We start from the raw sequence: 23,626 nt of genomic DNA on the forward strand, positions 1-23,626 counted from the left end.
GAACAGGCGGCCGCCACCAGTGCCGACAAGGCACAGCCGGTACCGGTGACTTGCTGCAAGCGCGCATCGCCGCCACTGATGGCCAGTACCTGCCCGTCCAGACACAGATAGTCGGTCGCACCGGTCACAATCACCAGCGTGTCGTACTGATGTGCCAGCTGACAGGCACACGCCAGCGCCTGTTCACTGGCATCCAGACTATCAACCCCGCGCCCCTGTCCGGCTTCACCGGCGAGCGCGCGGATTTCGGCTGCATTGCCACGAATGGCCGCCGGGCCCTGCATCAAAAGTTCATGGCAAAAATCGCGGCGGAACGACAAGGCCCCGACAGCGACCGGATCCAGCACCCAGGGCGTGCCGGCGCGGCGCGCAGCGGATACCGCCAGACGCATGGCATCAGCCTGAGTGCTATCCAGTGTGCCCACATTGACCAGCAGGGCCGAGGCCAGCGCGGCAAATTCGGCGACTTCTTCGCGGGCGACTACCATGGCGGGCGCAACGCCGCTGGCCAGCAAAACATTGGCGGTAAAATTGGCGACGACCTGATTGGTCAGACAATGCACCAGCGGCGTAGCCGCACGCAGGGCATCCAGTGCGACGGCCGCTGCGCGGCTGTCAAAAGGCAGGCTATTCATAGGCTACTCCCGGGCCATGCCGCAGAAGCAGACGACAGGCAGGCGAGCGCCGGCCTGATCGTGACCTCCCTACGCTGGCATAACCCAGATCAGGTACTGCGGGTCTCTCTCAGCCACGCCAGGCGCGGCACCCCGAGTCACATTCAAAAGAAGGACGGATTATGCTGAGCATGATCCGTACGCGTCAATGCAATACGACGGCAGCCTTGCTCCTGCGGGGGCGTCAGAACGATCAGATGGAGAGCGCACCAACATCCACGGCAAGACATGCCATACAGGCAAAATCGGGCGATCGGCAGCAAAATGCGCCCCAGCGTATATGATTTAAACCATGGTGCTGCGTGATGCATGTGGCGCATTCTTAACGCATACACCGGATTCACCATGGCGCAAACTGCTCCCGAAAAAATAAGCTGGGTCACACTGGCGCTGATGATCGTCGCCGCCGTCGCCAGTATCCGCGCGCTGCCGGGGATGGCGATCTACGGTTTAGGCTCCATCCTGCTTTACCTGCTGCCGGCACTGCTGTTTTTCCTACCGGCGGCGCTGGTGACCACCGAGCTTGGCACCACTTGGCGTGGCGGCATTTATGGCTGGGTGCGTCAGGCTTATGGCGACCGCGCCGCCTTTTTCTCGGCCTGGTATCTATGGCTGCAAGTCGCCATGCTGCTGCCGGTGGTGCTGGCGTTTGGCGCCGACACGCTGGCCTATCTGATCGATCCGCGCCTGGCCGGTAACGGCGTTTTCACGGCCGGCGTCATCACGCTTCTGGTCTGGAGCATCACCCTGATGGCACTACGCGGCGTCGGTGCACTGGCCCGTCTGTCGTCGCTATTCATGCTGCTGGGCACTTTGTTGCCGGCACTCTTGCTGATCGTACTGGGCGCGCTGTGGCTGCTACGCGGCCTGCCCTCGGCCAGCCCGCTTGACTGGCACGCGCTGCTGCCCCATGTCTTCAGCCATGATTCAAGCATGCTGGCCGGCCATGGAAAAACCCACACCAGCGTCTGGCAACGCTTCGATGGCGAGCTGTCGGGTCTGGTGCTGATTGTCAGCAATTTCCTTGCCTATGCCGGCATAGAAATCAATGCCGTCTACGCCCGCAACCTGCCCAATCCCCAGCGCGACATGCCGCGCTCGCTGATCTTGTCGGTGATCCTGATCCTGCTGATCTTTAGTCCCCCGACACTGGCGATTGCCCTGGTCGTCCCCTCGGACAAGATCAGCCTGACGGTCGGCGTGATGCAGGCCTATAGCGATTTTTTCAATGCACTGGGCGTGGGCTATCTGACACCGGTGATGGCGTTATTTCTCATCATCGGCGTATTGGGCGGGGTGCTGACCTGGATTGCCGGCGCCTGCAAGGAAATCCAGTATGTCGGCAAGGCAGGGCTGCTGCCGCCATGGTGGCAACAGACCAACCGCCACGATATGCCCGCCAATGTGATGCTGCTGCTGGCGACACTGGTTTCGCTGTTATCGCTGATCTATGTGCTGGTGCCGGACGTGTCCGCTGCCTTCTGGATGCTAAGCGCACTGGCCGCACAAATGTATCTGGTCATTTATCTGCTGATGTTCATGGCCGCCATCCGCCTGCGCCAAAGCCAGCCGGCCACCCCGCGCGGCTACACGCTGGCACGTCTGCCTTTGGTGGCCGGCATTGGCATGCTGTCATCGCTGCTGGCCCTGCTGCTGGGTTTGTTGCCGCCAAGCGGTGAAACCTTCCCGCTGTCTAGCGGCCACTACATGCTGGTGCTGGCCAGCGGGCTGGTACTGGCCGCGCTGCCACCCTTTGTTTTCAGCGCCTTGCGCAAAGCACACTGGCAGCAGGTCAGTGACGAAGAAGCCGCCTCATATAGCGCGCCGCTGACTATCGACACCCCCGCCGCACACGGCCCGGGCCGGCACAATTAACAAGAAGGCGTGCCCTGCCGATTGCCTTTGCCAGCCATGCACGCTAGCCTAGCGCGCTAGGCCACCTTCCCCCGCCGCCACACCAGCGGCCATCTCTCGTGAACGACCTTTTTGCCCGCGAACCGGAAAAGCCGCTAGCCGAAATGCTGCGCCCGACCACACTGGCCGACGTGATCGGCCAGCAGCACCTGATTGGCCCGAACAAGCCGCTCAGGCTGGCGATCGACGCCAAGACGCCGCATTCAATGATCTTGTGGGGGCCGCCCGGCGTCGGCAAGACCACGCTGGCGCGCATTCTGGCGGCCAGCTTCGATGCCGAATTTATTCCGATCTCGGCGGTATTTGCCGGCATCAAGGACATACGCGAAGCCGTCGAGCGCGCCCATGTGGCGCTATCGGGCTCGGGCCGGCGCACCATCTTGTTTGTCGACGAGGTGCACCGTTTCAACAAGAGCCAGCAGGACGCCTTCCTGCCTTTTGTCGAGTCGGGACTGCTGACCTTTATCGGCGCCACGACGGAAAACCCCTCGTTCGAGGTCAACCGTGCACTATTGTCGCGCGCACAAGTCTATGTGCTCGAGTCGCTGTCCACGGCAGAGCTGCACGCCCTGTTCCAGCGCGCCAAGGCGCAGGGCGCACTGGACGGACTGGTTTTCGACGAAGCGGCCATCACCATGCTCTCAGGCTACGCCGATGGTGATGCGCGCCGCTTTCTTAACCTTTTGGAGCAGACCCGCACCGCTGCGCGCGCGCGCGCGGTCACCCAGATAGGCTGCGACTTTCTGGCCGAAGTGCTGACGCTGAATGCGCGGCGCTTTGACAAGGGCGGCGACGCTTTTTACGACCAGATCTCGGCCCTGCACAAATCGGTACGCGGTTCCAACCCGGATGCGGCACTGTACTGGCTGACACGCATGCTGGACGGCGGTGCCGACCCAAAATATCTGGCGCGGCGCCTGATCCGCATGGCGTGGGAAGATATCGGCCTGGCCGACCCGCGCGCCATGCAGATCGCCAACGATGCCGCCACCACCTATGAAAGGCTGGGCAGCCCGGAAGGAGAACTTGCGCTAGCGCAAGCAACCCTGTACTTGGCCATCGCCGCCAAGAGCAATGCCGGCTACAAGGCGTATAATGCTGCCCTAGCCTTTGTAAAACAGGACGCGTCGCAAGCCGTACCGGTACACTTGCGCAATGCGCCTACGCGCCTGATGCAGGACTTGGGCTATGGGCACGCCTATCGCTATGCCCATGACGAGCCCGACGCCTACGCCGCAGGAGAACACTACCTGCCCGATGGCATGGCAGAGCCGCACTGGTACCAGCCGGTGCCGCGCGGCCTGGAAACAAAAATCGGTGAAAAGCTCGCGTTCTTGCGCGAGCTGGACAATCAAGCAAAAAAACAGGACTGACACATGCTGGACATCCAACTTCTGCGCAGCAATATCGACGACGTCGCCGCCCGTCTGGCGGCCCGCGGTTATCAACTCGACGTGCAGGCTTTCAATGCCCTGGAAGCCGAACGCAAGGCACTGCAAACCCGCATGCAGGAACTGCAGGCCAAGCGCAATGCGTCCTCCAAGCAAATCGGCATTGCCAAGCGTAACGGCGAAGACGTCAGCGCCATCATGGCCGAAGTCGCCAGTCTGGGCGACGAGCTGAAAAATGCCGAAACCGGCTTTGATGCGGTACAAAAGCAACAGGACAACTGGCTGATGTCCATCCCCAACCTGCCGCACGAGTCGGTGCCAGCCGGCAAGGACGAAAACGACAACGTAGAAGTACGCCGTGTCGGCACGCCGCGCAGCTTCGACTTCGAGATCAAGGACCACGTCGACGTCGGCGCCCCGCTAGGTCTGGACTTCGACACCGGCACCAAGCTCTCCGGCGCGCGCTTTACCGTGCTCAAGGGCGATATGGCCCGATTGCACCGCGCACTGGCGCAATTCATGCTAAATACCCATACCGGCGAGCATGGCTACCTCGAGCACTACACCCCGTACATCGTCAACGACAGCGCCCTTTTGGGCACCGGCCAGCTGCCGAAATTTGCCGAAGACATGTTCAAGGTGACCAAGGGCGGCGAAGAAGGCACGGTCGACCAGTACCTGATCTCGACCTCGGAAATCACCCTGACCAATACCGTGAGCGGCGAAATCCTCAAGGCTGAAGAGCTGCCGCTGAAATTCACCGCGCACTCGCCTTGCTTCCGCTCCGAAGCCGGCTCTTACGGCCGCGACACCCGTGGCCTGATCCGCCAGCACCAGTTCGACAAGGTCGAAATGGTACGCATCGAAAAGCCGGAAGACTCTTACGCCGCGCTGGAAGAAATGGTTGGCCACGCCGAGAACATCCTCAAGGGACTGGGTCTGCCGTACCGCGTGATCACGCTGTGCACCGGCGACATGGGCTTTGGCGCGGCCAAGACCTACGACATCGAAGTATGGCTGCCGGCGCAGGACACTTACCGCGAAATTTCCAGCTGCTCCAACTGCGAAGCCTTCCAGTCGCGCCGCATGATGACGCGCTTCAAGGATGAAAACGGCAAGAACCAGCTGGTACACACCCTGAACGGCTCGGGCCTGGCCGTTGGCCGCACCCTGGTTGCCGTGCTGGAAAACTACCAGAATGCCGATGGCTCGGTCACCATCCCCGAAGTGCTGCGCCCGTACATGGGTGGCAAGGACAAAATCGGCGGCTGATGCCACTGAATTGCGACACCCTCGATGCCCGGCACTGCCGGGCATTTTTGCGTCCTCTGTCCGACGGCTGATTGCGCCCCAGCCCCTCTGATTCAATCACCCGCCCACTCCCGCCTCATTGCGCAGTCTGCCACCCAGGCAGCAGCACATCCTGCCGGCACTACCACGCCCACACGACCAAAGCCACACTCAAGCCATCTGTCGCCATGCAAATGCCCGCCATTCAACGCGGCCCAGCAGTGGATTCGGCTTCCCTTCTAAATTAAAAAGCCTTTGATCTCTATCAATACAGAATTTGCACGCCTATGGAGTAATAAAAAAGCACTAAAAATGCATTTAACATAAGCGGAAGTTAATATTTATTAGCAAGCCGCACTACAAAGGATCACTCCCATGCACTGCCTAAGCAACGCCTTCGAGCGACGATGGACCGCCATCATTCTGGCCCTGTACGGGCTGATCATGTTGCCCCTGCCATGGTATTACAACGAAAGCTACCTGCCCGGCCCCTTGGGCGTGCCGATGTTCCTGTGGGGCTGGATCGGCCACGGCTTCGTGGTGCTGATTACCGTTGTGATTTTTGCCCGCCAGTGCCTGGCCCGCCCCGAATACCAGAGCCTTGATGCCAGCACAGGAGACGAGCAATGAGCGCCCCCGTTTCCGCACTGATTCAGCCAACGCCGCTACCGTTCTTCATGACGCTGCTGGTCTACTTCGCCATTATCGGCGGCATAGGCTGGTATGCCGCCAAGAGCACCAAGTCACTGCAGGACTTCTTCGTCATGGGCGGCAAAGCCGGTGCCGTCGTCAGCGGTATCGCCTACTTCGCCACCCAGTACTCGATGAGCACCTTCATGGGCGTGCCGGCGGTCGCCTACGCCAACGGCTATGCCGGCCTGACCATTTCGGTGCCCGGCCTCGCCTTCTCCATGATCATTCCGGCACTGCTGGTGGGGCGCAAGCTGATGCAGCTGTCGCACCAGCATGGTTTGTTGACCATGACCGACTATCTGGCCAGCCGCTATGACTCGCGCAAACTGGGCATCCTGCACGCCAGCATGATGGTGGTGTTCCTGATAGGCATGATCGGTGCGCAGACGGTCGGTGCCGGCGTCATTGTGCATACCTTTACCGGCCTGCCCGAGTGGGTTGGCGTGGTCGGCATGGGCATCATGGTGATTCTGTACTGCATGACGGGCGGCATGAAGGGCGCCATGCTGACCGACGTACTGCAAGGCGGCCTGATGGTCGTCACCGCCATCGTGACCTTTGTCGTATCGGTACAGGCCGGCGGCGGACTGGAAAACATTAACGCGGCGCTTTTGGCCAAGGGCGAGCAGTATCTGGCCCACCCCGGAGCCGCCGGCAAATACCCGTGGACGGCCTACTTCTCGATGATTGTGATGTGGAGCTTCTTCACCATCGGCCAGCCGACGCTGTTCACCAAGTTCTACGCCATGCGCGACTACCGCACCATGTATAAGGCGGTGATTCTGGGTACGCTGGGCATGCTGGTTTCCGCCACGCTGATCGAATGGTCGGGTGTGATGGGCATCGTCAGCCTGCCGGGCCTGACCGGCAAGGAAACCGACTTTATCGTACCGATACTGCTGCAGCAAAACCTCAACCCTTATCTGGCCGCCATCCTGATCGCCGGTATCGTTTCGGCCGGCATGTCGACCATCGATGCGCTGCTGGTGGTCGCCACCGGCGGCATCACCCGCGACATCTACCAGCACGGCATCAATCCGCAGGCGAGCGACGCGCAGATCTTCCGCCTGTCGCGCTATGTGACGGTGGTGATTGGTATCGCCGGCATCATCGTCGGCATTACCAAGCCTGCCTCCATCTTTGAGCTGATCCGTTTCTCCTTCGGCGGCCTCGGCATCTGGGTCGCGCCGGTCATCCTAGGCATGTACTGGAAACGGGCGACACTCGCGGCGGCTTTTAGTGCGGCCATCGTAGGTCAGGTGATCTATGTGTCTCTGGCACTGTGGGGCAAGGATCTGACCATGGGCTTCGATCCGCTGATCATCAGCTGGATGGCCACCATGGTGCTGATGGTGGTGGTCAGCCTCGCGACTCAGCCGGTCAAGCGTGAAGTCCTGAACCGCCATTTCGCCTTCGCCTGACAACAGGCCTGCCCGTCGGCGCCATCAGGCCTGGCGGGCTTCTGACTCATAACAAAACATTAGGAAGAGATATGCAACGCCCAGAATTCGCACTCGCCATCCACGGCGGCGCAGGCACCCTCACCCGCAGCACCATGACGCCGGAACAGGAAACCGAATACCGCACAACGCTGCATCTGGCCATGGTCGCAGGCCAAGCCTGCCTGGCCAGTGGCCAGCATGCGCTGGATGCGGTCTGTGCCGCCGTCGCGGTGATGGAAGACAGCCCTTTATTCAATGCCGGACGAGGTGCCGTCTTTACCCATGAAGGGCATAACGAGATGGATGCGGCGGTCATGGTCGGTCAGGGACGCGACGCCGGCGCAGTCTGCCAGATCACCGGCATCAAAAACCCGGTACTGGCAGCACGCGCCGTCATGGAAAAATCCAACCATGTCATGCTTGCCGGTGCTGGTGCCCGTGCCTTCTCCGAAAGTGCGGGGCTGGAAACTGCACCCGCCGAATATTTCCACACCGAAGCGCGCTACCAGCAATTGCTGGCCGTACGCGACAGCAACGCTGCCGTGCTCGACCATGATGGCGCGCACAAGCTGGCTTTTGCCGACAAAAAATTTGGCACCGTCGGTGCCGTCGCACTGGACCGCTTCGGACAACTGGCTGCGGCCACTTCGACCGGCGGACTCACCAACAAACGCTGGGGCCGGGTCGGAGACAGCCCGGTGATTGGTGCCGGCACCTGGGCTGACGACAAGGTGGCCATTTCCGCAACCGGCACCGGCGAAGTCTTCCTGCGCGCCTGCGCCGCACACGAAATCAGCGCGCGCATGCGTTACCTGAGCGAAGACGCTGCCACCGCCGCCGCCGCCGTCATGGCGGAGTTGGGCACTATGGGTGGCCAGGGCGGGCTGATCGTGATCGATGCCCAGGGCCATATCACCCTGCCCTTCAACACCGAAGGCATGTATCGCGGCCAACTGGTCGCCGGCGGCGAAATCGAAGTCGCCATCTACCGCGACTCAGAAAGCTGAAGATGAAAATTGCCGCCATGAACTGGATGCAGGTAGAAAGCTATCTGCAAAACGACGACCGCTGTATCCTGCCGCTGGGCAGCATCGAACAGCATGCCTACCTGAGCCTGGCGACCGATGCACTTCTGGCCGAACAGGTGGCGCTGGATGCGGCAGAGCCGCTGGGCATCCCGGTGTTTCCGGTGGTGAATTACGGCATTGCGCCCTATTTCAGCGCCTTTCCCGGCACGGTCACGCTGAAACTCGCCACCTATCTCTCGCTGGTGCGCGACCTGCTCGACAGCCTGGCAAACCAGGGCTTTCGCCGCATCGTGATCGTCAACGGCCACGGTGGCAACTCGCCGGCGGCCGGCCTGGCGACCGAATGGATGGCGGCCAACCCCGAGGTGCAGGTGAAATTCCACAACTGGTGGAATGCGCCCGGCACCTTAGCCTGCGTGAAAAGCATAGATCCGCAAAGCTCGCACGCCTCGTGGATGGAAAACCTGCCATTTACCCGGGTGGCCGGCGCGAACCCGCCTGCCGGCGTCAAGCCGCTGATCGACTTTGCACGCTACGCGGTGCTGAACCCCGCACTGGCGCGTGAATATATCGGTGACGGCAACTTCGGCGGGGCCTATCAGCGCCCGGACGAAGATGTACTGAGAATGTGGACGATTGCGGTCGAAGAGACACGCGCGCTGATCGAAGGGCCGTGGCGATGAAAGAGTAGCCCCCATCCTGATCGCAGATGCCATGAGGGCGTGGTGATCGCCACCGGCGTGGGTGTCGCGTTGCCGGTGGGCAGTCGCGTCGCCTACCATCAGAGCCTGTTCCGTGACGGCAGCTTTGCCAGCCATAGCGTGCTGGCCGCCGACATGGTGATGCGCGTGCCCGACGGGCTCGATTTCGCCACGGCCGCCAGCCTGCCTTGCCCGGCGCTGACCGCGAGCCAGACAATCGCCAAGCTGCCGCCGGCAGCAGGATCAGCGGTGCTGGTCACCCGCGCCGGCGGTGCCGTCGGCGCACTGCTCGTCCAACTGCTCGCCCGAGCCGGCTTTGAGGCATGGGCTACCGCCAAGCGTGCACGAACACGCGCATGCCCCCGCCCGCGCCGCGCTGATGACAACCGGCGAAACGCTGCTGAAGGACGTAGCACTGCAGCGCCTGCAGGCGGTGCCGATGGAGGCCTTTTCCTTTGATGTGCTGCCCGAGGCCTTACAGCCGATGAAAGAAGGCGCGACCACCGCGCCGGCCGGTGCTGAGGTTAATAAGATAAGCTGTTTGAATGGCCCATGCTGGCGCCGATAGATGGATTTTTGAGGAGATAAGACCGTGGCCGAGTTCGAGCTGATCAACCCCTTGTGGCTGCGCTCCTTGCTGGCCGTGGTGGCGACCGGCAGTTTCACGCGTGCAGCCGAGCAGCTTGATCTGACGCAAGCGGCGATCAGCCAGCATATCCGTCACCTCGAAAATGATTACGGCCGGCTGTTGTTGCGCGAGCGGCGAAAAATCGAGCTGACGCCACAAGGGCTTCTCGTCTTCGCGTACGCGCAGGAGGTGGCGGCGGCAACTGCCCGCCTGCACGCGCGCCTGACCGACGACGACCCTACCCGCGGCAAGATATCGCTGGCAACCCCCGGCAGCATCGGGCTGGCACTCTACCCTTGCCTGCTCGATTTGCAAGCGCGCCACCCGGGTTTGCAGCTCAGCCACCGTTTCGCGCCCAGTGCGCAGATCCCGGCCTTGCTGCTGGACGGGCAAATCGAGTTTGGCCTGTCTACGCGGCCACCGGACGACACGCGGCTTGAGGCGAGCGAGTTCGTCGACGAGGCGCTGCGGCTCGTGCTGCCGGCCGGCCACCCCAAGCCCGACTGGGATGCGCTGATGCATCTGGGAATGATAGGCCACCCGGACGGCGCCGACATGGCCGCGCGCCTGCTCGGCCGCTGCTACCCGGGACAGCGGGTATCGATGCTCCCCGAGCGCGGCTTCGTCAACCAGATCGGCCTGATCCTCGAGCCGGTCGCCCGCGGACTCGGCTTTACCGTGTTGCCGCAGTTCGCGGTCAGCGCGTTCGGCCGACCGTCCGAACTTTATATCGTTGAGCAAGACCCGCCGGTGGTCGACACCTTATGGCTGGTCACCCGCCGCGAGTGGCCGCTCAGCGCGGCCGCATCGCACGCGCTTGCCCATGTGCGGGCGCATCTGACCGGCTGTTCAGACCGCGCACCGCTTGGGGGCTGAACTGCGAGAGGGGGCCAACAGCGCCACCAGCCAGAGGATGGCGCCCAGGAAAAATGCGGCGGAGAGCTGCGGCAAGGTAAAGCCGAGCAGCGTCCAGTCGATGCTTGCACATTCTCCGCTTCCCGAGAGGATCTTGGAGAGTACATTCCACATCGGCATCGTTTCCATCATGTACTCAAGACCCGGCCCGCAGGCCGGCACCTGATCCGCTGGCAAATGCTGCATCCACACTTGTCGCGCGGCTACGCCAAAGCCTGCCGCAAGCGTTGTCGCACTCAGGAGCCCCCATACGCGATAGCCGGTACGGCCCGGGTTGTGCATGCAAGCAGCCAAGGCCAACAGGCCGGTCGCGATCACCGCCAGACGCTGCAGGATGCACATCGGGCAAGGCTCGAGCCCTAGATGGTACTGCGCAAACAGCGCGAATTTCATGGCGCCGGCACAGCCGGCAGACAGCAGTCCGAAGCCGACGCGCGGGCTCGGCAGATACTTGGGCATCCTTTGCCCTTTCTTTGTCATTTCGTGGGTCGTCTTGGGCGGGGTGTCCGTCTGCCTGCCATCGCCCCTTTACGAGGCGTCCGGACGGGCGATGGACAACGGCCCTGTTTGATCAGCGCACCTGCGCGTTGCACGCAGGTGCGCCCCCTCGGCACATCGCCCCAGAGGACGCCGGCAGCCGCATCACGGAGTGGAGGGAAACGCCAGCACCAGCTTGCCGCGCACCCGTCCCGCCAGTTGCCGGTGCAAGGCAGCGGTCAGTTGCGCGGCGTCCGGTTGGATCACTTCGACCGGCAGCGGGGCGATCCTGCCTTGCTGCAGCATCGCCAGCACCTCGTCCCCCATCCGCGCGAGGTCCTGCTGCGCATTAAGGTCGCCGCTGATCCATGCGCCGCCCAGTGCAATCACATGGATGCCTGGCGCGCGCGCGAACAGGTCGATGCCGGCGGTGTCGGGCAGGCCCAGCAGGCTGGCGAACTGCCCGCCGAACTTCATCAGTTGCAGGTCGCGATGCGCGGCCTCGCCGCCGATGCCGTCCAGCACCGCGTCGACGCCAGCGCCTGCCGTCAGCGCTCGCACCCGCGCCGCCACGTCTTCGTGGCGGTAGTCGATCACCGCGTCGGCGCCGAGCGACGCGACATAGTCTGCGTTGTGTGCCGAGGCGGTGGCGATCACGCGCGCGCCCAGTGCCTTGGCCATCTGCACCGCGAAGCCGCCAACGCCGCCGGCTGCTGCCTCTATCAGGATGCTCTGCCCCGCCTGCAGGCGCAGCCGGCGCGACAGCGCCTGCCACGCGGTCAGCGCCGCACAGGGCAGGCTGGCCGCGGTGACGAGGTCGATTTCGTCGGGCACTACGCTTACGGCGTGCACTGGCGTCATCACCCACTGGGCAAAGGTGCCGGGCCGTGCCAGCGCGGTGTGCGCGATGACGTGCCGGCCCAGCCAGGCCACGTCCACCCCTTCGCCGACCGCGTCAACCACCCCGGCGGCGTCGACACCGGGCACGTGCGGCCAGCGCCAGGCTGGATGGCCGCCCACGCACAGCTTGGCGTCGACCGGGTTGAGCGCGGCGGCGGCGACGCGCAGCCGGATTTCGCCCGCAGCCGGCGCGGGGCGCGGCAGCGTCGCTGCTTGCAGCGCAAAGTCAGCTTGTGCGCTTGGCAGCACGAAGGCCTGCATGTTGGTGTCAGTCATGGCGGGCGTCCTTTCAGTCATCCCATGCGGAGGCAATGTCGGGCGGAGTGGCCAGCCTTGCCTGACGGTTGAGGCGGGCGATGGCGGCCATGTCTTCCTCGTCCAGTACCAGCTCGCTTGCGGCCAGATTGCTTTGCAGGTTGGCCACACGGGTGGACGAAGGGATCACCGAGAAGCCTTGTTGCATGGCCCAGGCCAGCGTGACCTGCGCCACAGTAGCCGCGTGCTTGGCAGCGATATCTTGCAGCACCGCGTCCTGCATCACCTGCCCGTAGGCGAGGGTCATGTACGAGGTGACGTGCACGTTCTGGCTTTGCAAGAAGCCCACCAGACGCGGGCTTTGCACATAGGGGCTCAGCTCGATCTGGTTGGTGGAAAGGCCCGCCGGGCCGACCACCGACAGCGCGCGCGTGGTGTCGGCGATATTGAAGTTGGACACGCCGATCAGCCGGGTTAGTCCCTGCGCTTGCGCATCGGCCAGCGCTTCTACGCTGTCCTCCAGCCTGACCGAGCCGTTCGGCGCCGGCCAGTGAATCAGCGCGAGGTCCAGCCGGTCGATGCCCAGCCTGTCCGCGCTCTCGCGCAAGCTTGCCTGCAATTTGCCCGGTGCCATGCTGTCGACCCAGACCTTGCTGGTGATGAACAGCGCGTCGGGCGAGAGCCCGGACGCCTTGATCGCCTGCCCGATGTCCGCTTCGTTGCCGTAGATTTGCGCGGTGTCGATTGCGCGGTAACCCAGTTCGAGCGCCTGCGTCACCGAATCGATGACTGTTTTGCCCTTAAGGCGGAAGGTGCCGACACCGATGGTCGGAATACTCATCTGAAACCCTTGTCGATTTGTCTTGTAAAGAAACCCGACCAGCGGCATGAGCGGGAGGCGACAGGCCGCTGGCGAGTGTGCCGGCTTTAGCTTTGATAAGCACCGGCCGAGTAGGTCAGCTCATAGCTGTGGCTGTAGATCTCGAGGATGTTACCGAACGGGTCTTCCATGTAGACCATGCGGTACGGCTTCTCGCCCGGGTAATACTCGCGCACCGGCATGCGCTGCTTGCCACCGGCGGCGACGATCTTGGCGGCCAGACCTTCCACGTCCGGGTCTTGCACGCAAAAGTGGAACACGCCGGTCTTCCAGTATTCGAAGTTGTTCTCGGGGCGTACGCTATTTGGAAACTGAAATATTTCGACGCCGATTCTGTCGCCGGTCGACAGGTGGGCGATGCGGAATGAGCCCCAGCCCGGGCCGAACACATCACTACACATCACACCGATGGCTGATTCATCTTCGGTGATGGTGGTCGGCTGCATGATCAGGTACCAGCCCATCACTTCGGTGTAGAACTTGACGGCAGCGTCGAGGTCGGTAACGGAGAGGCCGATATGGCTGAAATTGCGCGGGTAGGTCATGGCTATTCCCTCATCTGTTGCAGTTTGAGATATGACTATAGGAAACGGCGGAGCGATGTTCGGCTGCAGTGCTTATGAAGCAGAAGAACAGCCGTCGCCATGATCACCCTCGCTGAGGGCGAAGGTGATCAGACTCATGCGTCAGGCTGGCGTAGCCCACGCCCTATCCATCTCCGGCGCTGGCATGTGCCTTGATTCTCGAGATGCTCAGCCCTGGTAAGCGCCGGCCGAGTAGGTCAGCTCGTAGCTGTGGCTGTAGATCTCGACGATGTTGCCGAACGGGTCTTCCATGTAGACCATGCGGTACGGCTTCTCGCCCGGGTAATACTCGCGCACCGGCATGCGCTGCTTGCCGCCGGCGGCGACGATCTTGGCGGCCAGACCTTCCACGTCCGGGTCCTGCACGCTGAAGTGAAACACGCCGGTCTTCCAGAATTCGAAGTTGTTCTCGCGCCGTTCGCTATTGGGGAACTCGAACAGCTCGACGCCGATCTTGTCGCCGGTCGACAGGTGGGCGATGCGGAACGAGCCCCAGCCCGGGCCGAACACGTCGTTGCACATCACGCCGATGGCCGAGTCGTCTTCGGTGATGGTGGTCGGCGGCATGATCAGGTACCAGCCCATCACTTCGGTGTAGAACTTGACGGCGGCGTCCAGGTCGGTGACGGTGATGCCGATATGGCTGAAGTTGCGCGGGTAGGTCATGGTGTTTCCTGATGGTGGTGTTTGGAAGCCGCCATTCTAGAAAGTCGTTACCATAATTTAAATAACGTAAAGGTTATGGTTTCGATTACATTTTCTTATGATCCAGAGTAACCCGAGTGGCGAGTGCCTGGACTTGCCGACAAGCAAGCCTGAGCGCTTGCCACTGCAGGCATAAAAAAACCGCCTTTTGGGCGGTTTGGTTTGCTTGCAAAGCTTAATGGAAGCGCTCCATGAACAGGTAATAGTGCATACCCAGGGCGAGTAGCTTGTTGCCGACCCAGTCGCCCAGCGGTACGCGTACGTGGCTGAACTTGTCGAACACGTTGAACTTGTCCATCTGCCCGTTGATGGCGTTCGCCATGACTTCGCCGACGATATGGGACGTCGCGACACCGTGACCGGAATAACCTTGTGCGTACCAGACATTCGGCGAGAGCTTGCCCAGTTGCGGGACGCGGTTGATGACAATCCCCATATTGCAGCTCCACTCAAACTCGATGTCCACGCCTTTGAGTCTGGGGAATGTCCGTTCAATGCAGGGTCGCAGTTCTGCGGCGATATCGCGTGATTCCTTGCCGGAATAATTGGCGCCGCCACCAAACAGCAAGCGTCCGTCCGCGGTCATCCGGTAGTAGTCGAGGACAAAGCGGCAGTCGTAAACGGCGACGTCCATCGGGTTCAGTTCTTTGGCCAAATCACCCAGCGGAGCCGTCGCGACAATGCCGCCGGCGGCCGGGAAAATCATTCCGCCCAACTTATCCTGTTCCAGTTTGTGATAAACGTCGCCCGCCAGCAGGACCTGATTGGCCCGCACGCGGCCTTGTCCGGTATGCACCTCAGGCTTGTCGCCGTGGACGATGCGGGTCACCGGAGAGTTTTCGAAAACAAGCCCGCCCAGATGCTGCAGCACCCTGGCTTCGCCGATGCACAAGTTCAGCGGGTGCAGGTGCATATTCTTCTTGTTGTAAATCCCGCCGTGGTAGATCGGGCTATCCAGGAAGCGGCCGATGTCTTTGGCTTCGACCAGCTCGACCTGGTCGCCCATGCCGCGTTGTTGGGCGAGCCTTAGCTCGGCCTGGAGCTCCTTCATGTGGCTGGGTTTGTAAGCGGTGTGCAAATGGCCGAATTTCAAATCGCACTCGATGCCATATTTTTCGATGCGGTTTTTGATGATGTCGTGACCACGCCAGCGTAAAAACCAGATGAAATCTTCGGCATCCTGGCTGCCGATCAACTTGCCGAGTTGGCGCTTGATGGCTCCTTCGCCCGACAAGCTGCCTGTCACCTGGCCACCATTGCGTCCGGATTGTCCCCATCCAATTTTGGCTGATTCAAGCAGGGCAACCTTCTTGCCTTTTTCGGCCAGCTCGATGGCGGTCGCAAGGCCGGTGAAGCCGCCGCCGATGATGGCGACGTCTACCTGAATATCTCCGGACAAGGCTGGGTAATCGGTGGGGTGATGGATGGTGGCGCTATAGTACGAAGGAATGCGTTGTGCTGGCATCGGCGTTACTTTCAAGACTTCGTCGCATAAAAGTCTGCCGCGCTAGGCGCGGCAGTTCGATTACCATCAGGAGGTTTCGTAGTAAGGCTCGCGTGGCGAGCCGAACAACGCAGGCGTGCGGTCAATCTGGCCGCATACCCATGAAGTCCCGGCAGCCCACCATTTACTCATTGGGCATTTTGAGTCTACCGAGCAATGTCCCGGCAAGCAATTGTGATCAACGGCGCCTGTCGTTTCTTCCGCAAACCTCCCCGCAGGCTTGGAGGGGGGGCGCAAGGCGGATCGGCCTGCGTTTGCGACCGTGGCAGAACGCTGCTGCCACTCGCTCAGGTGACGGCTGCAGCTGTTCGGGTTAACTGGCAAGGTTCGCCCTGCGTACTCTCATCTTGACAGGGGCTGGTATGGACGCGCTTTCCTTGCGTAGTTCGTTGCTGGTTTTGTGCTGCGGCTTGCTGGCCGCCTGCTCGACCTTGCCGCCGCAGAGCATCACGCCGGTGACGGGGTTCGAGCCTGCTCGCTACAGCGGAAAATCGTACGAAATCGCCCGGCCATGAGGCCGGGCGTACACTGACGGACAGAATGATGAGTGATGCAGGGGCTTTAGCCGAAGCCGACAGCGGGATTAGTCAGCTGATACCACTTCACCAGCCCAGCGCTGAGCCGCCTGCGCGACGCGTTCGCCAAAGCGGCGTGCAGTCTCCAGGTCACCAGGCAACATTTCGTCCACGCGGGCATCGGACGGACTTTGCGCCATCGCACCGGCAAATGAGCCAACGTAGTTGATATCGTTGCGCTGGGCCGCCTTGCTATTGCTTGGCATCAGTGCGGTACCGACCCACAGTCCGCTGTGCTGCATTGCCAGCGTCATCAGGTAGTGCAGCGTCGAGTGCTTGTCGCCGTTCATCGTCGCGCTGTTGGTAAAGCCGGCGAACAGCTTGTCCTTCCACTGCTGACCGAACCATGGTTTGGATGAGGCGTCGGCAAATTTCTTGAACTGCCAGCTGACACTACCCATATAGGTGGGGCTACCCATGATGATCGCGTCGGCAGCGGCCAGTGCTTCCCAGCCGCCCTCGGGCAAGTTACCCTCGGCGTCGATCGCCAGCAATTTGGCATCGGCTCCTGCTGCGACACTTTCTGCCATGCGTTGGGTGTGGCCGTAGCCGGAATGAAATACCACGACGATGTTAGCCATATCTGTACTTTCCTGATGAGTGTAAATGGTAGAGGCTAGCGACACCTATGCGAGCTGCTAGCTTCAGGTTATATGCTCGGAGCCAATCCACCCGCCTGCCTGATACGCAAAGCACGCGGAGCCACTGCACCATTTGCTCCGGGCGATGCAAAGCTATTAACCTTGGGGCGGTGACGGTGGAGGCCATTTATGAACTACGATGTTTCGTTATTGGAAATAAAGCTCTTTCTGATGACTACCCAATTTGGTAGTTTCTCTGACGTAGCGCGCCGACAAGACATGACGCCATCGTCGGTCTCCCGAAAAATGGCCCAACTGGAGGAAAAGGTTGGCACCAAATTGCTGCACCGCCATACCCGTTCCATCTCGCTGACCGATGAGGGGCTCGCCTTTGCCAGGCAATGCACCGAGATCCTGCAGCAATATGAGCGCGTGGTCAGCCAGATAGAACAACGGGCAGATATCCTGCGAGGCACCATCAAGATCAGTGCACCCGTAGCCTTTGGCAGGCTTCACATCGCGCCCTATCTTGCCGAATTGCTTGAACGCTATCCATTACTGAAAGTCGAGCTCCAGCAAACGGATCAGTTTGTTGACCCTGCGGCCGAGTCGATCGACCTGCTGATCCGCATCGGAGTCTCACAGGACTCATCCCTCAGAATGAAGCCATTCGGGCAACAAAAATATATGATGGCGGCCAGCCAGAGTTATATAAACCGGCACGGCGAGCCGCGTACGCCCGAAGAACTGGCTCAGCATAACTGCCTGGTCTTCAAAGGCAGCAACGGCTTGCAGCGCTGGTTTGTCGGTCTCAAAAAATTGGAGCCTTATGAGGTAACCGGCTCCCTCTATAGCAACAATGCCGAAACGCTGGTAGAGGGCGCCGTTGCCGGCGCCGGGATCATCGTATTCCCCACCTGGCTTATCGGGGAAGAGCTAAAAACAGGACGCCTCAAACCCGTCATGGGGCAGTTCAACATTTCCACCAGCGTAGAACAGCAGGTGATCCGTGCACTCTATCTGGAGACGGACCAGCCCGCCGCCAAGGTCAGGGTGGTCATCGATTTCCTGGCCGGGAAATATGGCACCCCTTGTTACTGGGATGCCCAATAGGCTCAGCCAAAGAGCCTGCCGGTAACCTTGTGCAGTGCGGGCAGCAGCACAAAGACGGCGCAGGCGACAATGACACTTTCGATCATCAAGATGGCTGCCGGCATGGCAGGGTCAAGCTGCCATCCCTGAAGCAGCGGCGCCATCCAGCGCGGGATGAACAGCGTCAGCGGAAAGATGACGGCCAGCACATGCATGTACTCGATCAGCGATTTTTTCATGGAAAGTCTTCAGGTTAGTTCCGGACAAACGCAGCGGGGGCTTGATTGGCGAGGGGACGCCCCCTCCCCTCGCCATGCAGTGGATCTGCTACAGCGTCGTCACATCCTGTGTACAGATAAAATGGGCATCGCTGGTAAAGGCCTGAAACTGGCTAATGACCTGCTGCATCTCCTCGCCTTGAATTTCTTGCAAAAACTCGGCCTCCGAGGTGATATGAATCACCTCAAAGTAGTGCCAGGGGGAGGCGCTCTGCTGTCCCAGGATGTTCAGTCCTTTAAAGACTTCGAACGAGTTAACGCTCTGTAGCTTGTTGACGGTGGGCAGATCGACCTGCCTTGCCCACGCCAGATACTCCGCTTCACTCGTGCCGGGCTTGAGGTTGAAAAAAACGATCAAAGTTTTTGCCTGATTACGCATTCACGTGTTCCTGTTGTTGGTTTGCCAGATAGATGCAGACCAGCGCGCATGCCACTGCGATCATTGCCGCAAGGCGCCAGTAGTTGAGTTCGATGGGCGCATTGCCCAGCCACCCCAAAGTGTCGATCACCAGACTCATCACCATCTGGCCCAGAATGGTCGCCACCGTGGCGATGGCAACCCCCACCCGGGGAATGGCCGCCACCATCACCACCATGTAGACGATGCCAAACAGCGCACCGGCCAACTGCCATTTCGGTACGGTTAGCAAGGTCGCCTGATAGGGCGGCTCAAAGAAAAAGATCAGCAGTGCGGTCACCACGGTGCCCACGGTGAAGGTCAACAGTGCGCTTTGCACAACACCGACCCTCTCCCCCAGCTGACCATTGATCGCTGCCTGTGCGCTAAGCGCCATCCCCGCAACGATTGCCAGCACGATAATCAGAAGCATCAACGGGCTCCCAGATAGGTAAAAACCAGTGCCAGCACGATGCAGCCCAGCGCCACCACCCTGAGGGGACGGGTGGCCCGCCTCGGCATGCCGAACCACCCGAAGTAGTCGATGGCGAAGCTCTTGGTGATCTGCCCCAGCAGGACGCAGATCATCGTCATCGCCACCCCCAGCACGGGGGTGGCGAGGGTCAGCACCACCACATAGATCGGCCCCAGAAAGCCGCCGATCAGCTGCCACTTCGGCACGCTCTGCCAGCCCTGGAACGTCGCCTGCGGCGTGAAGAACCGGATCAGCCACAGTAGCGCCGCGCCCACCCCGAAGATGCTGAGGGTGGCCCACAGATGTCCCACCTGTTCCCCGAGCGGGCCCAGCAGGCCCGCCTCAAAGGAGAGGCCCATCCCGGCCATCACGATCAGAAAAACAAAGAGTGCGTTCATCGCGGATCAAACAGCGTCACTGGCGAATGGCGGGCATAGGCCTTGCCAGCCGGATAAGAAACCAGCTCCAGCTGCATGCCCCAAGGTGCGAGGAAGTAGACCCACGACTCGCCGGCGGTCGGCCCCTCTGTCATGCAGGTCGGCTCGCCCAGGACCTTGATGCCCTGCGCCTGCAAATAGCTCACCGCCGCCGCCATATCCTCCACATAGAAGGCCAGATGATGTCCGCCAATATCGGCGTTGTTGGGCGCCGACAGGCTGCGCTCAATATTGCTGGCGTATTCGAAGATCTCCAGATTGATCCCTTTGGCGTTCATCACGGCAATGCGGGTGATTTCGGCGCGGGGATCGACGTTCAGGTGTTCCGCCATCCAGTTGTCGGTCGCAGCAAACGGCCCGAATTCGTAGGCAAGTTCAAAGTCGAAGTGCTCCCGAAAGAAGGCGATCGCCTCCGCCAGATTCGGTACGGTGAAGCCGATGTGATCCGGTTTTTTCAATCCTGGAATAGCCATTAGATCTCTCCCCGTTCGTGACGCAGTTTGTTGAGTGCCCCCATGGTGGTCGCACCTTTATTGAAGCCGGTATAAACCGATGCAAAGACGATCAGCTCTTCAATCTCCTGATAGCTGGCGCCCTGCTTGAGAGCCATATCGACGTGGGCTCCAAAGGGGTTGCCCTCACCGTTGACGTTCAGGGCCATCTGGTCGATGGCAAGGGTGATGAGCGCCTTGGTCTTCTGATCGAGCAGCGGCATGCCCCAGGCTTCGCCGGCCACACGAACCGTCATGTCCCCCCAGATCGGGTGGATGGATTTGAGCCCGCTGACTAGAGCCTGGTCATCGAGCACTGCATTTTCAAATAGTCTGGTCATAGGTATCGCCTCAAATTGCTTTATTTGGTTTGCTGCAGCAGATGAGGTGCGATTATATGGATCGCAGGATTTTGAAAAATGAGTGAACCGGAACATCACTTATGCAGATTTTGCACAGTAGACAGGGCAGATGGGGCAGACGAATTCGCAGTGATCAAGGATGGCCACCATCAGTATCAGGGACTCAGAGTGGCGTGCGAATCAGGAACAAATCACCTGCGCCAAATGCAGGTCGTGGATCCAGGCAAAACAAAGCCCTCCCGGATGGGGAGGGCTTTGTTTGTGTGTGGCGGGGTGGTGTCAGTGCTGATGCCCGTGCTCGCCATGCACATGCTGGTGGGCAATTTCCTCGGCGCTTGCCACACGTACGTCCATAACTTTCAGGGCGAAGCGCAGGGTTTTGCCGCAAAGAGGATGATTGCCGTCCAGCAATACGGTTGGGCCTTTGATCTTGGTGACGAAGTAGTAACGCAATTCTCCATCCGGGCCGGGGCGCTGGATCTGGCTGCCTACCTTGACGCCCGGCGGGAACTCGGCCTTGGGCATGGTGGTGACCAGAGTCTCGTCGCGTTCGCCGAAGGTGTCTTCGGTAGCGAGTTCCAGCGTGGTTTGAAAGCCGGCTTCCTGACCTTCAAGTGCGGCTTCCACTTTGGGGAAGAGGTTATCGTAATCGCCATGCAGGTAGGAGACCGGGGTTTTGCCATCCTCGTAGACCAGACCACGATTGTCTGTGACTTTCATGCGCAGCGTGACGGCAGTGTTTTGGGTGATTTTCATGGCAGGCAATGCAAATAAATTGAATCGGGAAGGTTCGCAGTTCAGCGCGGGAGTGTCAACTGGCAGGCAAGTCACGCCTCTTCCCTCCGGTATGTCCCGGAGGAAAGAGGCTTTGCATGCTGAATCCGATTGGTGCAGCAAGGCTGGTTTAGTTCAGCCCATGCTGCGATCGAACCTCAGACTTCCCAGTCTTCCTTTACCCTGCCCTGCGCACCCGGATTAAGCTGCTCACGCAGACTGCGCAATTTTTCCGGCTCGCCACGCACCCGGAACCAGCTGCCCTCTTCCTCGGCACGCTCTTCCAGCACCTGGCAGTGGCTAAAGATGTCACCGCGCAGTTGTTGTGCCGACCACGGCAGCAGCAACTCTTCTTCCACCAGATCCTGCTGGAAGAAGGAGACGATGATCGAATGCAGGCTGGCCACTTCCTCCGGCCGGCGCGCGCTCATCACCACACAGCCCGGATAGCGCTGCTGCAGCTCGGCCGTCCAGGCAGCCTGCTCGGCTTCATCACCAACATGGTCGATCTTGTTGAATACGCGAATGCGCGGCACGTCGTCGGCGCCGATGTCCTGCAGCACTTCGTCGGTCACCTCCAGCTGGCGCTGGAAACCGGGGTCGCTGGCATCAATCACATGCAGCAACAGCGCCGCATCCAGCGCTTCTTCCAGCGTGGACTTGAAAGAGGCCACCAGTCCGTGAGGCAGGTTCTTGATAAAACCGACCGTATCGCTAACCAGTACGCGTGGCACGCTTTCCGGATAGAGGGCACGCACCGTGGTGTCCAGCGTGGCGAACAGCTTGTTGGCCACCAGTACCTCGCTACCAGTCAGTGCCCGCATCAGCGTGGACTTGCCGGCATTGGTATACCCCACCAGCGACACCCCGCCCAGCCCCAGACCCTGACGCTCCAGACGGCGCGCGCGCTGGGTCTTGCGCTCCAGCTCCATGGCGATGATTTCGCGTTGCAGCTCGGCGATGCGGTCACGTACCTTGCGACGGTCCAGCTCGGTATGCGATTCACCGGCGCCACGCCCCCCCATGCCGCTACGCTGCCGCCCTTGCGGGCCGGCCAGTTTGGCCGCTTCGCGCAGACGCGGAGCCATATAGCCAAGGCGGGCGATTTCCACCTGCGCGCGTGCCGAGCGTGAACGGGCATTGCGATGAAAAATTTCCAGAATGACCATGGTGCGATCCATCACCGGACAACCCACGGCCAGTTCCAGATTGCGCGCCTGCGACGGGGAGATTTCGTGATCCACCAGCAAAACATCGAACTCGACGGCATCAGGATCCAGCGCTGGCGAACCGGCATCCCGCTCGTCGCTACGGACACCGCGATTGACGAACATGCTGATTTCTTCCAGCTTGCCCACACCCAGATACGCCGTACGGTCGAAGCTGCTGCGCTTTTGCACAAAGGTCTGCACCACCTGAAAACCCAGCGTCTTGGCCAGTTCGCTCAGTTCAGCGAGCGATGCCTCGAATTCGACATCACTGACATCCGGCAACTGGACCGATGCCACCAGGGCGTAACGGGGCTTCTCTTTGACTTCTGTTTGCATGTGCAGATGGCTTTAACTTGATGACAAGCCCAGATAGTACGCACAAATGGCACTTTCCGTTGGCCAAATGCGTGACAGGCAATTGATGGCCGCGAACAAAACCTGTCGACAACAGGCATTGCGAATGCGGACAAGCTGAACATGCTGCGGCACAAAAGAACCCACCGAAATACAACAGATCAAAAAAAGATAGCAAAAACTATCACATAAGCGTGAACTTATAGTAATCTCTCACGTCATACCCTTACTGCATTCAAGAATCAACGGAACAACACAATGAAACTATTCGACACGATCAAGAACCCACGTGAAATCCGCCGCAAGATAGGCCAGAACCAGCAGCAGTTCTGGTCCGCCATCGGCGTGACCCAATCCGGCGGCAGCCGCTACGAAAGTGGCCGCAACATGCCCAAGCCGGTACGCGAGCTACTGCGCCTGGTACATATCGAGCAGATCGATCTTGCCAAAGTCAAAAAAGAAGACATCGCCATCGTCGAGTATTTGCATGAAACACATCCCGACCTGTACAAAAGCCTGAGCAAAGCTATCAAGGCCAAGCAGGCAGACGTATCAGCGGCTTCAGTTGCATAACTAGCGTGCTTGAACGGCAGCGGTGGACAGGCTAAAACGCGCAGC

Annotated in this window: 28 protein-coding genes and 1 riboswitch; of the genes, 12 read left to right on the top strand and 16 right to left on the bottom strand. The window is 60.6% G+C overall.

Features of this window, described 5'->3' with window-relative positions:
* Nucleotides 1-635: hydroxyethylthiazole kinase (gene thiM / locus EGI20_RS09390; RefSeq protein WP_498631255.1), on the bottom strand; the 635-nt coding region annotated here is incomplete at its 3' end.
* A 49-nt stretch (nt 636-684) separates the two neighbouring features.
* Nucleotides 685-780: riboswitch (TPP riboswitch) on the bottom strand.
* 239 nt (nt 781-1,019) lie between these two features.
* Between thiM and EGI20_RS09395 the strand changes: the two genes are divergently transcribed.
* The 9 genes from EGI20_RS09395 to EGI20_RS09435 all read left to right on the top strand — a co-directional run bounded on the left by EGI20_RS09395 (nt 1,020) and on the right by EGI20_RS09435 (nt 10,637).
* A complete protein-coding gene (locus EGI20_RS09395; RefSeq protein ID WP_498631256.1) occupies nt 1,020-2,549 on the top strand; it encodes an amino acid permease in 1,530 nt (509 codons plus the stop codon).
* 98 nt (nt 2,550-2,647) lie between these two features.
* Complete coding sequence (locus tag EGI20_RS09400; protein WP_160795045.1) at nt 2,648-3,961, top strand: replication-associated recombination protein A; 1,314 nt, start codon at nt 2,648-2,650, stop codon at nt 3,959-3,961.
* 3 nt (nt 3,962-3,964) lie between these two features.
* Nucleotides 3,965-5,251 (top strand): serine--tRNA ligase, encoded by a 1,287-nt coding sequence (gene serS / locus EGI20_RS09405; protein ID WP_498631257.1) that lies wholly within the window; start codon nt 3,965-3,967, stop codon nt 5,249-5,251.
* Nucleotides 5,252-5,644: 393 nt separating this feature from the next.
* Nucleotides 5,645-5,899, top strand: coding sequence for a hypothetical protein (locus EGI20_RS09410; RefSeq protein ID WP_498631258.1), 255 nt, complete (start codon nt 5,645-5,647; stop codon nt 5,897-5,899).
* On the top strand, nt 5,896-7,383 hold the full coding sequence (locus EGI20_RS09415) for a sodium:solute symporter family transporter (RefSeq protein ID WP_498631259.1): 1,488 nt from the start codon (nt 5,896-5,898) through the stop codon (nt 7,381-7,383). The genes EGI20_RS09410 and EGI20_RS09415 overlap by 4 nt, the downstream gene beginning before the upstream one ends.
* 71 nt (nt 7,384-7,454) lie before the next feature.
* The gene (locus EGI20_RS09420; RefSeq protein WP_498631260.1) at nt 7,455-8,411 is read left to right on the top strand and encodes an isoaspartyl peptidase/L-asparaginase family protein; all 957 of its coding nucleotides are present in this window, start codon (nt 7,455-7,457) and stop codon (nt 8,409-8,411) included.
* A gap of 2 nt (nt 8,412-8,413) precedes the next feature.
* The gene (locus EGI20_RS09425) at nt 8,414-9,115 is read left to right on the top strand and encodes a creatininase family protein (RefSeq protein WP_498631261.1); all 702 of its coding nucleotides are present in this window, start codon (nt 8,414-8,416) and stop codon (nt 9,113-9,115) included.
* Between the two features lie 57 nt (nt 9,116-9,172).
* On the top strand, nt 9,173-9,592 hold the full coding sequence (locus EGI20_RS09430) for a hypothetical protein (protein WP_498631262.1): 420 nt from the start codon (nt 9,173-9,175) through the stop codon (nt 9,590-9,592).
* A 133-nt stretch (nt 9,593-9,725) separates the two neighbouring features.
* On the top strand, nt 9,726-10,637 hold the full coding sequence (locus tag EGI20_RS09435) for a LysR family transcriptional regulator (RefSeq protein WP_498631263.1): 912 nt from the start codon (nt 9,726-9,728) through the stop codon (nt 10,635-10,637).
* Here the strand turns inward: EGI20_RS09435 and EGI20_RS09440 are convergent.
* The 6 genes from EGI20_RS09440 to EGI20_RS09465 all read right to left on the bottom strand — a co-directional run bounded on the left by EGI20_RS09440 (nt 10,611) and on the right by EGI20_RS09465 (nt 15,957).
* On the bottom strand, nt 10,611-11,135 hold the full coding sequence (locus EGI20_RS09440; protein ID WP_498631264.1) for a disulfide bond formation protein B: 525 nt from the start codon (nt 11,133-11,135) through the stop codon (nt 10,611-10,613). The genes EGI20_RS09435 and EGI20_RS09440 overlap by 27 nt on opposite strands.
* 183 nt (nt 11,136-11,318) lie before the next feature.
* Nucleotides 11,319-12,329 (bottom strand): zinc-binding dehydrogenase, encoded by a 1,011-nt coding sequence (locus EGI20_RS09445; protein WP_498631265.1) that lies wholly within the window; start codon nt 12,327-12,329, stop codon nt 11,319-11,321.
* Nucleotides 12,330-12,342: 13 nt separating this feature from the next.
* Complete coding sequence (gene dkgB, locus EGI20_RS09450) at nt 12,343-13,149, bottom strand: 2,5-didehydrogluconate reductase DkgB (protein ID WP_498631266.1); 807 nt, start codon at nt 13,147-13,149, stop codon at nt 12,343-12,345.
* Between the two features lie 86 nt (nt 13,150-13,235).
* The gene (locus tag EGI20_RS09455; RefSeq protein ID WP_498631267.1) at nt 13,236-13,733 is read right to left on the bottom strand and encodes a lactoylglutathione lyase family protein; all 498 of its coding nucleotides are present in this window, start codon (nt 13,731-13,733) and stop codon (nt 13,236-13,238) included.
* A 207-nt stretch (nt 13,734-13,940) separates the two neighbouring features.
* Entirely contained in the window at nt 13,941-14,438 is a 498-nt protein-coding gene (locus tag EGI20_RS09460; RefSeq protein WP_498631268.1) for a lactoylglutathione lyase family protein, read from the bottom strand.
* Between the two features lie 214 nt (nt 14,439-14,652).
* A complete protein-coding gene (locus EGI20_RS09465) occupies nt 14,653-15,957 on the bottom strand; it encodes an NAD(P)/FAD-dependent oxidoreductase (RefSeq protein ID WP_498631269.1) in 1,305 nt (434 codons plus the stop codon).
* 386 nt (nt 15,958-16,343) lie between these two features.
* Between EGI20_RS09465 and EGI20_RS09470 the strand changes: the two genes are divergently transcribed.
* On the top strand, nt 16,344-16,496 hold the full coding sequence (locus tag EGI20_RS09470) for a hypothetical protein (protein ID WP_498631270.1): 153 nt from the start codon (nt 16,344-16,346) through the stop codon (nt 16,494-16,496).
* A gap of 68 nt (nt 16,497-16,564) precedes the next feature.
* Here EGI20_RS09470 and EGI20_RS09475 read toward each other — a convergent pair whose 3' ends face one another.
* Nucleotides 16,565-17,137, bottom strand: a complete 573-nt coding sequence (locus EGI20_RS09475; RefSeq protein ID WP_498631271.1) for a flavodoxin family protein — start codon at nt 17,135-17,137, stop codon at nt 16,565-16,567.
* A gap of 189 nt (nt 17,138-17,326) precedes the next feature.
* On the opposite strand from EGI20_RS09475, the gene EGI20_RS09480 reads away from it, so the two are divergent.
* Nucleotides 17,327-18,250 carry a LysR family transcriptional regulator gene (locus EGI20_RS09480; protein ID WP_498631272.1) on the top strand — a complete coding sequence of 308 codons (924 nt, stop codon included), beginning with the start codon at nt 17,327-17,329 and terminating at the stop codon, nt 18,248-18,250.
* Between the two features lie 2 nt (nt 18,251-18,252).
* Here the strand turns inward: EGI20_RS09480 and EGI20_RS09485 are convergent, their stop codons facing one another.
* From EGI20_RS09485 to hflX, 8 genes are all read right to left on the bottom strand, one after another.
* Nucleotides 18,253-18,468, bottom strand: a complete 216-nt coding sequence (locus tag EGI20_RS09485) for a hypothetical protein (protein WP_498631273.1) — start codon at nt 18,466-18,468, stop codon at nt 18,253-18,255.
* Nucleotides 18,469-18,556: 88 nt separating this feature from the next.
* Nucleotides 18,557-18,886, bottom strand: coding sequence for a RedY/HapK family protein (locus EGI20_RS09490; RefSeq protein ID WP_498631274.1), 330 nt, complete (start codon nt 18,884-18,886; stop codon nt 18,557-18,559).
* The gene (locus tag EGI20_RS09495) at nt 18,879-19,337 is read right to left on the bottom strand and encodes a DMT family transporter (RefSeq protein WP_498631275.1); all 459 of its coding nucleotides are present in this window, start codon (nt 19,335-19,337) and stop codon (nt 18,879-18,881) included. Before EGI20_RS09495 ends, EGI20_RS09490 begins: the two co-directional genes overlap by 8 nt.
* Nucleotides 19,337-19,777 (bottom strand): DMT family transporter, encoded by a 441-nt coding sequence (locus tag EGI20_RS09500; RefSeq protein WP_498631276.1) that lies wholly within the window; start codon nt 19,775-19,777, stop codon nt 19,337-19,339. The genes EGI20_RS09495 and EGI20_RS09500 overlap by 1 nt, the downstream gene beginning before the upstream one ends.
* Nucleotides 19,774-20,289, bottom strand: a complete 516-nt coding sequence (locus EGI20_RS09505; protein ID WP_498631277.1) for a VOC family protein — start codon at nt 20,287-20,289, stop codon at nt 19,774-19,776. Before EGI20_RS09505 ends, EGI20_RS09500 begins: the two co-directional genes overlap by 4 nt.
* The gene (locus EGI20_RS09510) at nt 20,289-20,648 is read right to left on the bottom strand and encodes a carboxymuconolactone decarboxylase family protein (RefSeq protein WP_498631278.1); all 360 of its coding nucleotides are present in this window, start codon (nt 20,646-20,648) and stop codon (nt 20,289-20,291) included. Before EGI20_RS09510 ends, EGI20_RS09505 begins: the two co-directional genes overlap by 1 nt.
* Before the next feature lie 300 nt (nt 20,649-20,948).
* Nucleotides 20,949-21,425 (bottom strand): FKBP-type peptidyl-prolyl cis-trans isomerase, encoded by a 477-nt coding sequence (locus EGI20_RS09515; RefSeq protein WP_498631279.1) that lies wholly within the window; start codon nt 21,423-21,425, stop codon nt 20,949-20,951.
* A gap of 176 nt (nt 21,426-21,601) precedes the next feature.
* On the bottom strand, nt 21,602-22,990 hold the full coding sequence (hflX, locus tag EGI20_RS09520; protein ID WP_124736348.1) for a GTPase HflX: 1,389 nt from the start codon (nt 22,988-22,990) through the stop codon (nt 21,602-21,604).
* 276 nt (nt 22,991-23,266) lie between these two features.
* Between hflX and EGI20_RS09525 the strand changes: the two genes are divergently transcribed.
* Entirely contained in the window at nt 23,267-23,581 is a 315-nt protein-coding gene (locus EGI20_RS09525) for a helix-turn-helix domain-containing protein (protein ID WP_498631280.1), read from the top strand.
* The last annotated feature ends 45 nt before the right edge of the window (nt 23,582-23,626 follow it).

It is taken from the genome of Aquitalea sp. S1-19 (genome assembly GCF_024343515.1).